This is a genomic window from Mycobacterium sp. NGS40, from assembly GCF_059812735.1.
In genome coordinates this window covers 1-16442 of the sequence record NZ_JCALDG010000046.1, presented here as the reverse complement: position 1 = coordinate 16442, position 16442 = coordinate 1, and the positions used below count along the sequence as shown (strand labels likewise).

Below are 16442 nucleotides of genomic sequence, written 5' to 3'. Positions count from 1 at the left end.
GGCGCGGCCGTCGAGACATCCCCTCCGATGTGCCATGCCATCAGGATCATTGTGGCGGCCATCGTCAGGTGCAACAGATGGTCGATCGTGCTTGTCGATCGGTCACGTTGGGCGACAAGGAGATAGACGTAGGTCGCAATGCTGACACCGAAGAGCGCGGTGACAATCCACCGCAGCGTGCAGTCGCCGATCAAGAGCCGGCCGCGCCGTCCAACATGGGCTGGACGGTACCCCCGTAGGGTACCAAGGTCAAGCAGCGCGCCAGCGTGTCGAGTCGGCCGGGGCGACGCGGCAACATGGCCTGGATATTGGTGCGGGTAGCTGCCGCGGGCTCAAGTTAGGCTAACTTCGGGCGACGTCGAGGTGTCGTTGAAGGGATGCTGAGATGGCCGGTAATCGGCGTTGCTGATTCGCCAGTTGTCGCAGCTCGGCCGTGATGGAATTTCACCGGACTTTGGTCGCGCGCTCATTCGTCGTGCCCTGTGGCAGCTAGGAGGTGATTCGCCATGACCGGACCGGTGATGACGAAGGTCGTCTACGAGGAACTGATAGCTCGGGCGAACGAGTTGGAAGCGCCGCTGGTGGATCAGCAAGGACGAGGCATACCCACCGAAGTCCCCCAACCTCCGTGCGGCCTGGCGATTGTCAAACAAGGTGCCAAAGACCTCGGTTATTCCGCTGACAACATGCGCTATTACCTAGGGCTGTTCGAAAAGTCGCGCAAAGACCTGGCCCAGTCGCTGCGGAATGCGGCCAAGGCATATCGCCACGTCGACGAAGATGCGGCAGCGGCGTTGCGCAACGAAACGCCGCTGTCGGGTGTGGCCATGCCCGGGCCCGGGCCCGGCGATGCCGGCGCCGCGATGTTCGGCGCCGGCGTTGCTCCGAACCAAGACGTGCCGGAAGAGGCGATGGACGGGCTACACAACCTCGAACAGGCGGCCTTGGAACTCGAACAAATGGATCAAGGCGCATCGTTTGATCGCTTCGCCGAACAATGGGCTAAATACCACGACGCGTTGCGGCGAGCCCGCGATCGTTTCCGGCCCTTCCGAGAATGGGAAGGTGAGGCTGCCACCGCCGTCGGGGAGAATTTCGAATTGCAGCGGACGTGGTTGGACAATATGGCGAGATTCAGCGATCAGATGTCTCGTCAGGCTCAAACGGTCGCCGACGAGTTCCGCGCCTTGCGCAAGCAACACGTCTGGGGCAAGGACGCTCGCCACGGGAAGCGGGTGAAGTGGGATTACAAGAGCTTGGTCGAGCTCGAGGCGTGGGCCAGAGCCAATATGCACTCCGGCTACGAAACGTTTATGACAACGTACAACGAGGCGTCGAAAAACTCCCTGGCTCTGCTCACTGATTTCCGCGGCAAATCGGGTTTGCCGGTGTCGCAAGTGAATCCGACGGCGCCGCCCAGCGCCAAGAAAATCGATCCGCCCAAGCCGTGGAAGCCGTCGGTGCGGCCGAGCGATGAAGACATCAAGAAGTCTCATGTTCTCAAGCCGCCGCCGCGGCCGGACTGGATACCCGACGACAAGCCGGCGCCTGGGCCGCCCACCCCTTCCGGTGATCAGGGGGGTCTGCCGTTCATTCCATCGACACCGATGATGCCGATGATGCCCTCGACGGCACAGACGCCCGATCCGCAGCTGGCCGAGGCGCTACGGGACATGAAAGGCCAAGGCGCACCGAAGCTTCCGCACGGTGGCGGGGTCAAGCCGGCATCCTTCGGCGGGGCCGGTGTGCCGGGCACGCCGTTGCAATCCTGGGGAGAAGACGGCGCGCCCGCACGCGCCGCTGCCGCGGGAGCGGCAGCCGGGCCCGCAATCGTCGGCCGAGGCGTCCCGGGCGCGGGCGCGATGGGCGGCGGTATGGGCGGGGCTCCCGCCGCGGGTGGCGACAAGGGCACCGGCAAAGCCAAACGCGTGCAAGGGGACGAGGAGGCGCTTTACACCGAGCAGCGGTCCTGGACTGAGGGCGTCATCGGTCTGCGGGGTGCCAAGGAAGTGCCCAAGCAGTAGCCGGCAGTCGTGGAACGAGGAGTGATCGATGGGGTTGGCGCCGCCGACGGGTGAGCATGCCGAGAAGATGCTTGCCCCGAACGGATGGCCAGAGTCCGACGAGGACATCAACTTTGACCGGGCGGCGCAGTACATGCAGGTTCTGCGAACGGTCAGCGACGTCGCGGATAACTGCCACCGGCAACAGCTGGCCATCTTCGATGGCGATGTGTGGTCGGGAAGCGCCTCCGGTGCCGCCAATCGTCAAGTGGGAACACTCATCGAAGCACTGACGTCACTGCAAGACGGTCTTGCCACCGTGATCACCTGGCACAGAAACATCGGCAGGTCGATCATTCAGGCCAAGTCCGACATCTATGACAACGTCGAAGTCGCCGAGACCAAGATCAAGGCATTGGCGAATGAGTTCAGGCTGACCGAAGCTGAACGGACCGAAGCGATCAGCGCGGTGGTCACTGCCACCCACGAGGCGAATGTCGCGGTGGTGACCATAACCGCCGAGCAGATTCTGGCGAGCAAGGCGTGGAAACCCCCGTCGGGCGCGCTGCAAGACTTGCTTGACCAGAAGGCGCCACCGCTGGGGCCGGGGGATGAAGACCCGTCAGATTCCAGCCCCGCGCTGCCGGGACCGGTCGCACCGCCGGTCGCTGGACCGATTGCGTCCCCGCCCGCCGGGCCGTCGTTGCCCGGAATTCCGGTAGGCGGCCAGTTGCCAACTCCGGCAATCATTCCCGCTATGCCGGCGACGGCCGGTGCCAGCGCGCCTGGTCACCCGACACAGGTCGGCGGCCCCGCAACCGCGGGTACCGTCCGCCGGCCGGCGACAGTATCGCGGGAGGGCGGTGCCGACGATCCGGATGGGTCGGCGTTGCCGGATGCGCAGCCGTACGAGGTTGGGCCGCATGATGATTCACCGCGGGTTGCACCTGCCAGCGCGGGTGTCATGCCGGCGATGCCGGCCGTGCCGGGAGCCGCAGGCGGTGGTGGAGCGGGCGGGTCCGTTGCGTCGGGTGGCGGGCCGGGTGGTGGCGCGGTGCCGGCCGTGGGCGGCGGGGCCGGGCGAGTGTCCCCGGGGCAGTCTTCGGGTGTCCGACCGGCCGCGGCAACGCGTCGCCGGGCGCCGCGTGACGATCGCGTCGCACAGTCGAGGGATGCGGCTCACGTTGCGGAAGTCGCCGGGGTCGCGGCGATTCCGGTCTCACCGGCTCGTCTTGAACGCGACGCGGTGGCCGAGGCGGCAACTGCCGACGCGGCACGCCGACGCGGCGCCGATCCGCTGCAGTTGGCGCGGCGCATCGCGGCGGCATTGAACGCACCCCTCGGTGACAGGCCGCCGGACTTCGGCTTCTTCTGGGTGACCGGCGTGACCACCGACGGCGCGATCGTGGTGGCCAACAGCTATGGGCTGGCCTATATCCCGGATGGCGTGCAGTTGCCCGAGCGGGTGTGCATGGCCACGGCCGATGACGCGATTCCGCCCGCCGAGCGGGCTCGCTGGGCCACCTATCCGGTGGTCGCCGTGCAAAGTTGGGCGACTCAGCGCGACATGACGTTGCGCGCGGTGATCGCCACCGAAGAGCAGTTGGCCGATTCCGACCCGGGCGTGGCGAAGGTGGTACTCAACGCCGATGACATCCCGGACAGCGGGCGGATGGTCGGCCGGTCGCGATTGGAGGTGGTGAATCCCGAAGCGGCCGAGCGGCTGGCGCAGACGCCCGACGCGCGTCTGCGTGAACTTCTACCACCGGCGGAAGCGAACCCGCCCGCGGACGAGCGCTTCATGAAGTGGCTACAGGTGATGAAGCCGATGGTCAGCAACGACCCGCGTCGTCAGGCGCCGCACCTGCAGGCTTTTGCCGCCTACGTCGCTCACGCCCAGCACGTTGTCCGCGGCGATGCGCACGCCGCGGCCGACCCCGCAGAACTGCGCAGCGCCATCGCCGACTGGCTGTACTGGAACAATCTCGCTGGGCTGCTCGACGCCGCGTTGTCTCCGGTGTCGTGAGTCTCCGCGCACCTACCGCCAAGGTCTACTCTCGGAAACATGCTTGCAGCGTTTGGATTCGAAACCCTGGGCGTGGTCGTCGGGGATATGTTCTTCGTCGACCCGACCCCGAACGAAGGCCAGGAAACCCCGGAACGCGGAGTCAGACTGGAACTCCGAGTCGTCGATCGGGCCGAGCCGCGGGGATCGATATACGCGGGCATTCCGATCGCCTTCAACCGTCCGGTCTGGCGGGTGGATCTGTTCGGGTCCACCGAGAGCCCGCCGGGGACGCTGGACCGGGCCCATCACCACCCCAAATTCAAGGGCTGGGAGCCCGGGCGCCGGCACTTCGTCCCCGAGCTGTCAGCCGACCCGGTGTCGTGGTTGGCCGAGCAGCTGGCTGATCCGGCCGCCGTGCTGGCGCGGGCGGGCGTCGAACCTGACGAGGTTCCCGAGGCCGATAAGGCCGGACTCGCCGCGGCCGCCCCGGACATTGTCGCGGCGGTGAAGCGGATGCTCGATGGCGTGCGAGACGGGGAATTGGCCCCCGCGCCCGCCGAGCCCGTTGCCGCCGCACGCACCGGCTGGCTCTGATCTCGCCCCGCCCGGGCGCGCGCCAAAGAGATTGCCGGGCAACGCCGTTACTATGGCGTGCTGGGATGGTCCATTTCGACGAGCTTGCGGGCGATGTCCACCAGTCGGGTGTTCGCCTCCTGCGACAGCTTCGCCAACAGCTCGAATGCCGCTGCCGCGTCGACAGAAAACCGCTCCATCAGCATGCCCTTGGCCTGGCCGATGATGTCGCGGGTTTCGACTGCCCGGTGCAGCTGCTCGATCTCGCCGGCCATCGCCCGCGACCGGCTCTCGTCCTGCCGGGCCTTGGCGGCCAGCGCCGCCAGCACGTGCATGTGTTCGGCCGCCACGAGTGACTCACCGCCGGCGACGTTCTGCGATAGCGCCGACAACGCGTCGTCGAGTGAGGTGACCTCGGCTACCTGGTGCAGCACCCCGAATTGCTCGTCGCCGTCGTCGACCGCGACGTTCTGGCATGTCCACAGCTTCGGCAGAAAGACGTCCGGATCCTGTGGGTCGGTGATGTCGTACCGCACGATTGGCATGCTGTCGGTTCCCCGCCGGCGCATCGCCGATTCCACCGACGCGGCAAGCTGCGCCGTGCCGCTGGCCTGCGCGTCGTCGGGGTTGTCCGGAAACACGTCGGACACGAGTTCGCCAATCAGTTCGCCGCGCGGACGCAACGAAAGGATTTCGTAGGTCGCATTGACGCCGCGGATACGCAGGTCGCGGTCGAGCAACATCAGCGCCGCGTCGGACGCTTCCGGTGCCAGCGCCGCTGACACGGCATCGAAACGATGCTGGTCCAGCACTCGACGCGGCGCATACATGGCGCGGGAGTACCCCTTCTGGTCATTTTCGAATCCGCTCCGCGGCGACGTGAGACCGCGTTACTACTACTGGACCGCGGTGCCGAAGAGATGGCCGATGCCGTAGGTGAACGCGAGGCCCGCCGCCCCTCCGAGCACGACCCGCAACACCGCCCGGCGTACGCTGCCACCGCCGATCCGGGCGCTGAGCGCACCGGTGAGCGCCAGGGCGGCGAGCACCGCGACAAATGTCACCGGAACCCGAAAGGCAGTGGGCGGCAATAGGATCGATATCAGCGGTAGCAGCGCTCCGATGATGAACGACGCCGCCGACGCCGCGGCGGCCTGCCACGGGTTGGCCAGCTCCTCGGGGTTGATGTTGAGTTCGGCGTGCGCGTGCGCGGTCAGTGCATCGTGCTCTGTCAGCTCCTTGGCCACTTGCGCTGCGGTTTCAGCCGATAGGCCCCGGTCCCGATAGATGGCGGTGAGCTCGGCCAATTCGGCCTCGGGTATGTGCCGTAGCTCATGTCGCTCGGTCGCGAGCTGCGCCTTCTCGCTGTCCCGCTGGCTCGACACCGACACGAATTCACCCAGCGCCATCGAGGCCGCCCCGCCCACCAGGGCAGCCAGTCCGGCGGTGAAGATCGGGCCGCGCTCTGAGGTCGCCCCGGCCACACCGACCACCAGACTGGCTACCGAAACGATGCCGTCGTTGGCGCCCAACACGGCCGCCCGAAGGCTGTTCAGCCGGCCTGAGCTGTGCCCGGCATGCGGTTCGGCCGCATGCGTTGTTTCGACTTGCTGAAGTGGCTGCTCGTCACCCATGTCGCCTAGCCAAGCGCATTTGCACCCTGTCGCGCCAGCAAGTGCAGCCTCATCAAACTTTGTCCGAGTAGCCATATTTAGCTTTGCCTTTGCAGCGGTGAACGACGTTATGATCACGCTCGCCCGACCTCACTGGGCGTCCGTTCCAGCCAGCCGCCGGACAAGCCACGACGTTGGCGCCCGAGGTATTTCGACTTCGCAAAGGACCTTCATGACGGTCATTCATGGCTTACCCGCCCATGTGCTGCTGGTGCATTTCCTCGTGGTGCTTGCGCCACTGACGGCTCTGCTGGAGATCGTTTGCGCCCTATGGCCTGCCGGCCGGCGGGGACATCTCGTCTGGTTGACCGGCATACTCGCCGTCGTGACGGCGGTGCTGACACCGATCACGGCCGACGCCGGTGGATGGCTGTATGACTTGCGGCGCAATCCGAGTCCGGTTCTGCGCGAGCACGCCGAGCTGGGCGACACCATGATCTATTTTGCTGTTGCCTTATTGATCGTTGCCGCCGTGCTTTTGGCGCTCGGGTTGGCCGAACGCCGATTCGGCCCGCGTCACGTGGGCGTCAGCGCCGCGGTCGCAATTGTCACGCTCGTCGTCGCCGTCGCGACGATGGTTCAGATCTACCGGATCGGCGATGCGGGCGCGGATTCGGTGTGGGGCAACGAGATAGCGCACCTGAAACAGGCCAACAGCAAGTAGTGGCGATTCAGGGCGGTCTCATCATGCCGCCGGGACCCATCATGCCGCCCGGCCCCATCATTCCCTGCATCATGGCCGGCATGCCGTCGTTCACAAATCCGGTGACCTCTCGGGCGTGTGCCCGGATGGTTTCCGTGAGCGCGGGATCGTCTGCGGTCTCTTCGGCGATCACGCCGTCAGGGGTCAGCGTGAGCTGGCGGCGATAACCACCGGCGTGACGGAAAAGAACCGGCAGGCTTTGGCTCATGCACATCACCTCGGTTCCCTGGTCGAGGTGGGCATACATGCTCGAGACGTGCTCCTGCAGTTGGGCGGTCAGGTCCGCGGACTTCGATTCGGTAGTGGTGCGCACGCCGCCGGGAATGTCTTCGACCACACGGCTGATCTCGTTGTGTCGCTTGAACATTTCCAGGTAGCGGCTCATGTCCATGTGACCGGCGCCCATGAAACCGTCTCCGTCGGTGAGGCGGACGGCCGAGGACGGTTCAAACAGGTTGCGAAGGACATAGCCGAGACCTACGACGCTGCTCGCCGCGATCGAACCGAGCGCGACGAGGGCCGCCCGTCGCGTCAACCTAGCCATCGCGGCCAGACACCGAAGATCCGGCGCCCTTGTCCTGGTTGCGAATCACATCGCGCATCGCGAAGGCCACCACGACCACCACCGTCACCAGAAGCGCTGCCAACACGAGGTACATCGCGACGCCGCCCCAGGCCCAGCCACCGTCGTTCCACATCCAGCCCCAGCCACACACCGCCGGCGCTCCCTTCGTCAGATGATCCTTGAGACAGACGATGCGCGGGCGGGTCGGGAGCTTCTAGGGTCGATGGTCCTTTTCTTTACGCGCCGAAGCGTCTAACCGATGTCGTCGCGATAGCTCCGTGTCGGTGTAGGCCACCAACTCTTTTCGCGTAGGAGAGTGGCGATGGCGGGGACGGTCAGTGTTCGGACCACGAAGGTGTCCAGTAGCAGCCCTGAGCCGATGATGAATCCGGCTTGGACCAGGATGTCGACGGATCCAACCATCAGTCCGAACATGCTGACGGCAAAGATGATGCCAGCCGAGGTGATCACGGAACCGGTGCTGACGACGGTGCGCAGCACACCGACGCGAATATTGTGGCTGGCTTCTTCGCGTAGCCGGGACATGAGCAGCAAGTTGTAGTCAGCACCCACGGCTACCAGCAATACAAACGCCAAAAGCGGTACCGGCCAAGCGATCTCGTGACCCAGTCCGTACTGGAACACCAGGACTCCCAAGCCGAGGGCGGCCAGATAGTTCACCACGACAGTGCCCAGCAGGTAGAGCGGGGCGACGACGGAACGTAGCAGCAGGATCAAGATGACACCGACGATGATCAGCGTCGCCGTTCCCAGACGCTCGAAGTCGGCGCTCAGCATGCGTTGCAGATCGGAGTTGATGGCAGGGAAACCGGCCGTCGACATCGCGGCGTCGGACAGCGAGGTATTGGGCCGGGCGGCGTTGGCCGTCTCGATGATGCGCTGGTTCAGGGCCATCGCATCGGCCGAGTAAGGATCGTAGGAAGAGGCGACGGCGAATCGGACAGTGCGTCCGTCGGGAGAAACGAAATGACGTGCCAAATCGCCGAATTGGCGGTTATCGAAGGCGTCTGGGGGGAGGTAGAAACCCGAGGCGGCGTCCGATTCCGAGGTGGCACGCGCCGAGCTTTGCAATTGGGCGGCGATCTTGCTCATGCCGCTGAGCATCTGGATGTTGCTATCGGCGAGGGCGTGCACGCCGGTGGCCAGCGCTCGAGCGCCCCACGCGAGTTGACCGATGCCGTCCTGGAGCCGGTGGATATTGCCGACGATGTCGGCCGGGTCGCCGGTAGTGCCGAGGATCTGCTGCATGGTGTTGGCGGCGGTTTGAATACTGCTGAGAGTGGTTGACAGCGTGGTGTTCTGGCTGAGCTCGGCAACCTGGTCGAAGAATCCGCCGTTGCGCAACGCCACCAATACTTGCGTTTCGTCGCGCAGTTGCGCGCACTGTGGTGTGGTCACACACCAGGGCGAGGTGTTGAGGCCTTCGACGAGCGGATCGATGGCCGCGATGGCGGCGGCAGCCTGTTGGGCCAGGGGGCGCAACCCCGACTCGAGCAGCGGGCGGTGGTTCTGCAGCTTTTGCCCCACGTTTTGGGCTTGGCTCAGCAGGCCGGCGACCGGGGTGAGTGCGCGGCGCAGGGTGGTGTCGAGTTGGCCCAGGCCGGCGGCCAGCTGGTCGGCTCCGTGGGTGAGCTTGGCAAGGTCGTCCTCGTGAGCCTCACCGTCGGCGACCGCGCCGGCCATTTTGTCACCGATTTGTTTGTTCTGCCAAGACAATTGGGCTTGATCGAGCCGCTTGCCGGTCGGGCGCGTGACACCGGAAACGCGGGTCACCCCAGGCAGTTGGGCCAGGCGGGAGGCCATCTGATCGAGGTCGGCGAGGCCTTTTGCGGTTCGCATGTCACTCTTGGACTCAACCAGCAGAAATTCGTTCATCACGGTGTCTTTGGGAAAGTGTCGGTCGAGCAACTGGTAGCCCCGGTTGCTGGCGGTGCCGGCGGGTTGGCCCTTGCGGTCGTCGTAGCTGATCTTCATCGTTGCCGCGACACCGGCCAGGGCGAGCAAAACGACCAGACTGGCGGACAGTACCGGCCACGGGCGCCGCACCACGACGACAGCCACGCGAGTCCAGTAGTGCCGGGACTGATCCGCGCGCGGCTCGGCGATACCGCGTTTTGCGGCCACCACCAGTAGCGGCGGCAACAGCGTGATGGTGGCAAGAAACCCGATCAGCACGGCGATGGCACAGGCCGGGCCCACCCCCTGGAAGATGCTGAGGCGGGCAACCACCATGGCGGCCAATGCAAAGGCGACGGTGGCTGCCGAGGCCAGGATGACGCGCCCGATGCTGCCGCAGGCGTGGCTGATGGCTTGTTCCGGTGCGACGCCCTGTCGCCGTTGTTCGTGATAACGGCTGATCAGAAAGACGCTGTAGTCGGTGCCCGCGCCCAACAACACGGCGGTCATGAACCCGACGGTGACCTGGGAGACGGGCAGGCCGCACTCGCCCAGGGCCGACAAGACACCTCTGCCGACGGCCACGCTGGCACCGATGACCAGCAACGGCAGCAGTGCGGTGAACACCGATCGATAGACCAGCAGCAGGATGAGCGCGATGAGGCCGGCGGTGGCAACGGAGATGATCAGCAGGTCGTGCTCGGCAGCGGCGATCTCGTCGTGAAACGTCGCAGCCGGGCCGGTGACATAGGCGGTGGTCGAAGACCCGCCGAGCACCGCGGATGTGCTGGCCCGCACGGCATCGACCGACTCGGCGGCCTTGGGGTCGCCCAGTGTGCCCGCGATCCCGACCGGTAGGAACCAGGCCTTTCCGTCTTTGCTGACCGTTTGGGGTCTGGTGATCGGGTCGGTGAGCAGATCCTGGACCAGCAGGACGTGCGATTTGTCGGCGCGCAGCGCGGCCACCAGGGCGTCGTAGCGTTGCCGCGCCGACGGGGTCAGCCCGGCCGGGTCCGCCATCGCGACGACAATCGATGTCTTAGCACCACCCTCGTTGAACGCCGTCGCCATCGCGTCGAGCGCGTGAAACGACGGAACCTCATTGGGCAGGAGCTGTACCGACTGCTCCCGCACGACGGTCTCCAGCTGTGGAAAGACCACGGCGAGGATCACCGCCGCACCGACCCACGCGCCGACCACGCCGGTTTTGTGTCTCATCGAGAAGCGGCCCAACGCCGCAAGACCTGGGCTGTATTCACGTGGGGGGTCGGCCCGGCGCGGCGCCCGTCGTCCCAGTTCACGAAGTCCCGTGACACGCTCGCGCACACTCGTCATCGCCGGCCCACCCCTGTTGCCCCTGAATAACTTTGGCTATCTTTGGTGAAGTGTTTCACCAAATCCCACTTTGGTGAGATCCTTCACCAAAGTGGGACGCGGCGCAACCCGCCCTTCCGACCGGAGGTTTATGGCTGTCCATCGCGGACTGACCGCTGACCAGCGACGTGAGCAACGCCGGCAACGGCTTATCGAGGCGTCTCTCGACGCGATTGCCGAGCATGGTGTGGGCAACCTGCGCGTGCGTGCCATCAGTGCCCGCGCGGGGCTCAATGACCGTTACTTCTACGAAAGCTTCCACGACTGCCAGGAGCTTCTGATCGCGACGTTCGAGGACCAATTCACCCGTGCGCTGGCCGGGATCATGGCGGTGGTCGCGGACTCGTCGGCCGACCTCAAACCCCGGGCGCGGGCAGTCATCGAGTTCGCGTTCGCGTTCATCGACGAGGACCGACGGCGCTCGGCGTTACTGATCGAGCTGCAAACCGCCGAAGCGCTTGCCGGCCGTCGCCGCGAGGTAATCGACGTCCTTACTCAGGTCATGGTCGGGCAGGTGCGCGCATTACTTGGGGAGACCGCCGGAACCGACGACAACGTCATGATGACCGCGCTGACGGTTATCAGCGGTCTTCTCGAACTGGTAACCCAGTGGTACAGGCAACAGATCGACGTCAGTCGAGCTCAGCTCATCGAATTCATGACCGCCCTCGTGGTGACCACCACCGACATCGCCGGCGCCCTCGAACGTCGACTCGCGCCACCGGGTGACGGTGGGCGAGCCGACGAACGCTAGGTCCTCGTGCCTACCCAAGCCGCTCGATGATCGTGGCGTTGGCCATGCCGCCGCCCTCGCACATCGTCTGCAACCCGTACCGGCCGCCGCGCTGCTCCAAAGCGTTGACCATGGTGGTCATGATGCGAGCGCCGCTGGCGCCCAACGGATGTCCGATCGCGATGGCGCCGCCGTTCACGTTGGTCTTGGCCAGGTCGGCCCCGGTGTCGTGAGCCCAGGCCAGCACGACGGGCGCGAAGGCCTCGTTGACCTCGAACAGGTCGATATCGGCGAGCGTCAATCCCGCTCGCTGCAAGACCTTTTCGGTCGCGGGGATGACGCCGGTCAGCATGTAGAGCGGGTCATCGCCCACCACGGTCGTCGTGTGGATGCGCGCCAGCGGACGCAGGCCCAGCTTCTTGGCGACCTCGCTGGTGGTGATCAGCACCGCGGCGCTCCCGTCCGAAAGTGGCGACGAGTTGCCCGGCGTGATCTCCCAATTGATCTGTGGGAAGCGCTGTTCCATCTTCTCGCTGTAGAACGCGGGCTTCAGCGTGGCCAGCGTCTCGACCGTGGTCGCGGGACGAATGATCTCGTCGGTGTGCAGGCCGGCGATCGGGATCAGCTCGTTCTCGAACAACCCGTCCTTGGTGGCGCGGGCGGCCTTGTCGTGACTGCCGGCGGAGAACTCGTCGAGCTGGGTGCGCGAAAAGCCCCACTTCGCCGCGATCAGCTCGGCGCTAATGCCCTGCGGCACTAGGCCTTCGGGGTAGCGCGCGGCCATACCCTCGCCGAACGGGTCACTGCCCGGCAAGACCTGGGTGCCCATCGGCACGCGGCTCATCGACTCCACGCCCGCGGCGATCACCAGGTCATAGGCGCCTGCGATGACGCCCTGGGCGGCGAAGCTGATGGCCTGCTGGCTGCTGCCGCACTGCCGGTCGATCGTGACGCCGGGAACCGACTCGGGGAAACCCGCGCCCAACAACGCATTCCGCGCGATGTTGACCGCCTGATCGCCGACCTGGGTGACGGCCCCGGCGATGACATCGTCAACCTGTGCCGGGTCCACGCCGGTGCGGGCCACCAGTTCGCGCAGGCTGTGCGCCAACAGGTCGACGGGCAGCACGTCGTGCAGTGCACCGCTGGCCTTGCCCTTGCCGATCGGGGTGCGGACGGCGCCGACGATCACGGCGTCGCGGCCCTGGGAACCGGTCGAGAATACGGTCATGACTCCTCCTCGAGTCCTGAGTATTACTTGCTATACCCGGGTAAACGCCTAGGTATACTAAAATCAACCCAGACGGGAGGTGATCTACATGACATTTCTGCAAGGCGCCCTGGCGGATCGGGAGAAGTGGTCGGCGGTCGGTCAGTGCGCGATCGAGAAGACGATGGCGGTGGTCGGCACCAAGTCCGCAATGCTGATCATGCGCGAGGCGTACTACGGCACCACTCGGTTCGACGATTTCGCCCACCGCGTCGGTATCACCAAGGCGGCCACCTCGGCACGCCTGTCCGAGCTGGTCGAGCTGGGGTTACTGGCGCGCCGGCCCTATCAGGAGCCGGGGCAGCGCAGCCGCGAGGAATACGTGCTGACCGAGGCCGGCATCGATTTCATGCCGGTGGTCTGGGCGCTGTTCGAATGGGGGCGACAGCACCTGCCGGGCCGTCACCGGCTGCGACTCACCCATCTGGGCTGTGGCGCCGAGGCCGGCGTCGAAATTCGATGCACCGAAGGCCATCTGGTGCCGCCCGACGAGCTCGGCATGCGGCTGGCTAAGTCTCCCTGAGCGCCGCGAGCAGCCGGCGGGCCGCCTCGACTCGGCGAACGGCGGGACCGGAGAGCGTGTCCAGCGCACACTCCGGGTCGGCCGGCGGTCCCATGTGGCCGCATCCGCGTGGGCAATCCTGCACGGTCTCGGCCAGATCCGAGAACGCCATCAGCACGTCGTCGGGCCGGATATGGGCCAGTCCGAACGAGCGGATGCCCGGAGTATCGATCACCCAGCCCGAACCCGCTCGCGTCGGTTTCAGCGGCAGCGCGACCGACTGCGTTGAGGTGTGTCGGCCCCTGCCGATGTCGGTGACCTCACCAACCGCCCGATCAGCTTCTGGCACAAGGCGATTCACCAGTGTGGACTTACCCACTCCGGAGTGTCCCAGCAGCACTGTGATCTTGCCGGCGAGCAGGTCCGCCACCGCCAGCAGCGGATCGTCGCGGCCCGCGGCGACCACCGTCAGGTCCAGATCCGCGAACTGTTTCGCGAACGGCTCGGGCGGGGCGAGGTCGGTCTTGGTGAGGCACAGGATCGGCGTCAACCCACCGGCATACGCCGCGATCAGCGCACGGTCGACCAGCCCGGTGCGCGGCGGCGGATCGGCCAGGGCCACCACTATCAGCAGTTGATCGGCGTTGGCGACCACCACCCGCTCGGTGGGATCGGTGTCATCGGCGGTGCGCCGCAACACCGTTCGCCGCGGACCGCGACGCACGATGCGAGCCAGTGTGTCCGGCCGTCCGGACAGGTCGCCGACCACGTCGACGTCGTCGCCGACCACGATCGGGGTGCGGCCCAGCTCGCGCGCCCGCATGGCGGTGACCCGGCAGTCGGGCCGCTCGCTCAGCACGCATCCCCACCGGCCCCGGTCGACACTGACCACCATCGCGGCCTCGGCGTCGGCGTGCTCGGGACGGGTTTTGGTCCGGGGTCGTGAACCCCGGCCGGATCGGACCTTGACGTCGGACTCGTCGTAGTCACCCGGTCTCAAACGCTGGACTCCCCGTCGGCCAGCATCCGCGCCCACAACTGGGCGAATTCCGGCAGTGTCTTGGTGGTGGCGCCGATGTCGTCGATCCGGACTCCGGGTACTCGCAGCCCGACGATCGCGCCGGCCATCGCCATCCGGTGGTCGGCGTACACCCGCCAGATGCCGGAATGCAGTGGGGTCGAGGTGATCAGCAGACCATCGGCGGTCTCCTGGCAGTCACCCCCCAGCCGGTTGATCTCGGCGCTCAGGGCAGCCAGGCGGTCGGTCTCGTGGCCCCGCAAATGGGCGACGCCGGAAAGCCGTGACACCGAACCAGGGGTTGCCAGCGCTGCCAGGGCCGCGACCGACGGCGTCAACTCGCCGACGTCGCGCAGGTCGACGTCGAAGCCGTCGTAGCCCTCGGGGCCCTGCACTTCGAGCGATGAATCAGTTTGGGTGACAACGGCATTCAGCTTGCTCAACACGTCGAGAATGTCGCTGGCGGGTTGTACGCTCATTGCTGGCCAGCCGGTGATACGGACGCTGCCGCCGGTCACCACCGCCGCCGACAGGAACGCAACGGCATTGGTGAGGTCCGGCTCGACCTCCCAGTGCCGGGCCGCGACGGTACCGGGGCGCACGTGCCAGCGGTTGGGCACTGAATCGTCTACGTCGACTCCGGCTTGCCGCAGCATCACGGTGGTCATCGCGATGTGCGGAGCCGAGGGGAGCGACGCACCGGTGTGCTGCACGGTCAGGCCGTTGCTGAACGACGCGCCGCACAGCAACAGGCCGGAGACGAACTGTGACGACGCCGACGCGTCGATTGCCACGGTGCCACCGGCGACCGATCCGCTGCCCAGCACCCGGAACGGCAGGCCGGTTCCCTCGATCGGCACGCCCAGTTCGCGCAGCGCATCCAGCAGCGGCGCGATCGGCCGGACCCGGGCCTGTTCGTCGCCGTCGAATTCCACCGGAGTGTTCGCCAGCGCCGCCAGCGGCGGCACGAAGCGCAATACGGTGCCGGCCAGGCCGCAGTCCACGCGGGCGCCGGGGCCGGGGTCGAGCCGGCCGCTGACCGTCAGCTCGGAACCGTCCCCGTCCACGCGCAGGCCCAATGAGGTGAGCGCGCCGATCATCAGGTCGGTGTCGCGGCTGCGCAGCGCGCCGGTGATGGTGGAGGCGCTCTGGCCCTGCGCACTCGATAGACCCGCCAGCACTAGCGCACGGTTGGTCTGCGATTTCGAGCCCGGCACGGTCACGGTTGCGTGCACCGGCGTCGGCGCGATGGGGGCCGTCCAGGGGTCGGTGCTCACGGCTTCATCCTGCCGTGTCGGCGGGTGTCGTGGGTTCGGGGCACCATGGAAGTCATGTGCGGACGGTTTGCGGTCACGACGGATCCGGCCCTGCTGGCCGAGAAGATCAAGGCGATCGACGAAGCTACCGGTACCACGGAGCGTGCGTCGGAGCCCAACTACAACGTGGCCCCCACGACCACGGTCGCGACGGTGGTCTCCCGCCACAGCGAGCCGGACGACGAGCCGACTCGCCGGGTGCGGCTGATGCGCTGGGGACTGGTTCCGCCGTGGGTCAAGGCCGGTCCCGACGGCGGGCCGGACAACAAGGGGCCGCTGCTGATCAACGCCCGCGCCGACAAGGTCGCCACGTCGCCGGCCTTCCGCGGCTCGGCCAAGAGCAAGCGTTGCCTGGTGCCGATGGACGGCTGGTACGAATGGCGACCCAATCCGGACAACGCTGCGGGCAAGAAGACCGCCAAGACGCCGTTCTTCATGCATCGCGACGACGGTGAGCCGTTGTTCATGGCCGGTCTGTGGTCGGTCTGGAAGCCGGACACGGAAGCGGACCCGCTGCTGAGCTGCACGATCATCACCACCGACGCCGTGGGTGAGCTGGCCGCGGTCCACGACCGGATGCCCCTGATGCTGGCCGAGCGCGACTGGGATGACTGGTTGAACCCCGATGCCCCGCTGAACACCGAACTGCTGACGCGTGCTCCGGATGTGCGTGGCATCGAGCTGCGCGAGGTGTCGAGGCTGGTGAACAGCATCCGCAACAACGGGCCGCAACTCCTCGAGCCGGCCGAGCCGGAACCCGAACAGATCACGCTGTTGTAGTCGCTAG

General features: G+C 66.4%; 15 protein-coding genes and 1 pseudogene. 7 read left to right on the top strand and 9 right to left on the bottom strand.

Annotation, left to right across the window (positions count from 1 at the left end; translation table 11 throughout):
• Positions 1-194 (bottom strand): annotated as a pseudogene (locus tag AC5Y5O_RS30800) (DUF5134 domain-containing protein); the annotation flags it as partial.
• Between the two features lie 312 nt (positions 195-506).
• Here AC5Y5O_RS30800 and espB point away from each other — a divergent pair.
• The 3 genes from espB to AC5Y5O_RS30785 are packed head-to-tail and all read left to right on the top strand — an operon-like array spanning position 507 to position 4605.
• The gene (espB, locus tag AC5Y5O_RS30795) at positions 507-2024 is read left to right on the top strand and encodes an EspB family ESX-1 secretion system-associated protein (protein ID WP_500028671.1); all 1518 of its coding nucleotides are present in this window, start codon (positions 507-509) and stop codon (positions 2022-2024) included.
• A 28-nt stretch (positions 2025-2052) separates the two neighbouring features.
• Positions 2053-4029 carry an EspK C-terminal domain-containing protein gene (locus AC5Y5O_RS30790; RefSeq protein ID WP_500028670.1) on the top strand — a complete coding sequence of 659 codons (1977 nt, stop codon included), beginning with the start codon at positions 2053-2055 and terminating at the stop codon, positions 4027-4029.
• Positions 4030-4068: 39 nt separating this feature from the next.
• Positions 4069-4605 carry a hypothetical protein gene (locus tag AC5Y5O_RS30785; protein ID WP_096285318.1) on the top strand — a complete coding sequence of 179 codons (537 nt, stop codon included), beginning with the start codon at positions 4069-4071 and terminating at the stop codon, positions 4603-4605.
• A 50-nt stretch (positions 4606-4655) separates the two neighbouring features.
• On the opposite strand, the gene AC5Y5O_RS30780 is transcribed toward AC5Y5O_RS30785, so the two are convergent.
• The gene (locus tag AC5Y5O_RS30780; protein WP_103175399.1) at positions 4656-5414 is read right to left on the bottom strand and encodes an ANTAR domain-containing protein; all 759 of its coding nucleotides are present in this window, start codon (positions 5412-5414) and stop codon (positions 4656-4658) included.
• 66 nt (positions 5415-5480) lie between these two features.
• A complete protein-coding gene (locus tag AC5Y5O_RS30775) occupies positions 5481-6218 on the bottom strand; it encodes a VIT1/CCC1 transporter family protein (protein ID WP_500028669.1) in 738 nt (245 codons plus the stop codon).
• Between the two features lie 211 nt (positions 6219-6429).
• On the opposite strand from AC5Y5O_RS30775, the gene AC5Y5O_RS30770 reads away from it, so the two are divergent.
• Complete coding sequence (locus AC5Y5O_RS30770) at positions 6430-6921, top strand: DUF2231 domain-containing protein (RefSeq protein WP_500028672.1); 492 nt, start codon at positions 6430-6432, stop codon at positions 6919-6921.
• A gap of 7 nt (positions 6922-6928) precedes the next feature.
• Here the strand turns inward: AC5Y5O_RS30770 and AC5Y5O_RS30765 are convergent, their stop codons facing one another.
• The 3 genes from AC5Y5O_RS30765 to AC5Y5O_RS30755 form a co-directional block, all read right to left on the bottom strand.
• Entirely contained in the window at positions 6929-7504 is a 576-nt protein-coding gene (locus tag AC5Y5O_RS30765) for a hypothetical protein (RefSeq protein ID WP_500028668.1), read from the bottom strand.
• The gene (locus AC5Y5O_RS30760) at positions 7497-7676 is read right to left on the bottom strand and encodes a hypothetical protein (protein ID WP_500028667.1); all 180 of its coding nucleotides are present in this window, start codon (positions 7674-7676) and stop codon (positions 7497-7499) included. Before AC5Y5O_RS30760 ends, AC5Y5O_RS30765 begins: the two co-directional genes overlap by 8 nt.
• Before the next feature lie 101 nt (positions 7677-7777).
• The gene (locus tag AC5Y5O_RS30755; protein ID WP_500028666.1) at positions 7778-10777 is read right to left on the bottom strand and encodes an MMPL/RND family transporter; all 3000 of its coding nucleotides are present in this window, start codon (positions 10775-10777) and stop codon (positions 7778-7780) included.
• Between the two features lie 130 nt (positions 10778-10907).
• On the opposite strand from AC5Y5O_RS30755, the gene AC5Y5O_RS30750 reads away from it, so the two are divergent.
• On the top strand, positions 10908-11570 hold the full coding sequence (locus AC5Y5O_RS30750) for a TetR family transcriptional regulator (protein ID WP_500028665.1): 663 nt from the start codon (positions 10908-10910) through the stop codon (positions 11568-11570).
• 10 nt (positions 11571-11580) lie between these two features.
• On the opposite strand, the gene AC5Y5O_RS30745 is transcribed toward AC5Y5O_RS30750, so the two are convergent.
• Positions 11581-12780 (bottom strand): thiolase family protein, encoded by a 1200-nt coding sequence (locus tag AC5Y5O_RS30745; protein ID WP_500028664.1) that lies wholly within the window; start codon positions 12778-12780, stop codon positions 11581-11583.
• A gap of 88 nt (positions 12781-12868) precedes the next feature.
• Here AC5Y5O_RS30745 and AC5Y5O_RS30740 point away from each other — a divergent pair, with 88 nt between their 5' ends.
• The gene (locus AC5Y5O_RS30740) at positions 12869-13342 is read left to right on the top strand and encodes a winged helix-turn-helix transcriptional regulator (RefSeq protein ID WP_096290910.1); all 474 of its coding nucleotides are present in this window, start codon (positions 12869-12871) and stop codon (positions 13340-13342) included.
• Here the strand turns inward: AC5Y5O_RS30740 and rsgA are convergent.
• Together rsgA and aroA are read right to left on the bottom strand one after the other, a co-directional pair.
• Positions 13329-14321 (bottom strand): ribosome small subunit-dependent GTPase A, encoded by a 993-nt coding sequence (rsgA, locus tag AC5Y5O_RS30735; protein ID WP_096285334.1) that lies wholly within the window; start codon positions 14319-14321, stop codon positions 13329-13331. The genes AC5Y5O_RS30740 and rsgA overlap by 14 nt on opposite strands.
• Positions 14318-15616: a 3-phosphoshikimate 1-carboxyvinyltransferase gene (gene aroA, locus AC5Y5O_RS30730; RefSeq protein ID WP_500028663.1), complete on the bottom strand. Its 1299-nt coding sequence runs from the start codon at positions 15614-15616 to the stop codon at positions 14318-14320. Before aroA ends, rsgA begins: the two co-directional genes overlap by 4 nt.
• A 54-nt stretch (positions 15617-15670) precedes the next feature.
• On the opposite strand from aroA, the gene AC5Y5O_RS30725 reads away from it, so the two are divergent.
• Positions 15671-16435, top strand: coding sequence for an SOS response-associated peptidase (locus AC5Y5O_RS30725; RefSeq protein WP_096290911.1), 765 nt, complete (start codon positions 15671-15673; stop codon positions 16433-16435).
• Positions 16436-16442 lie beyond the last annotated feature (7 nt).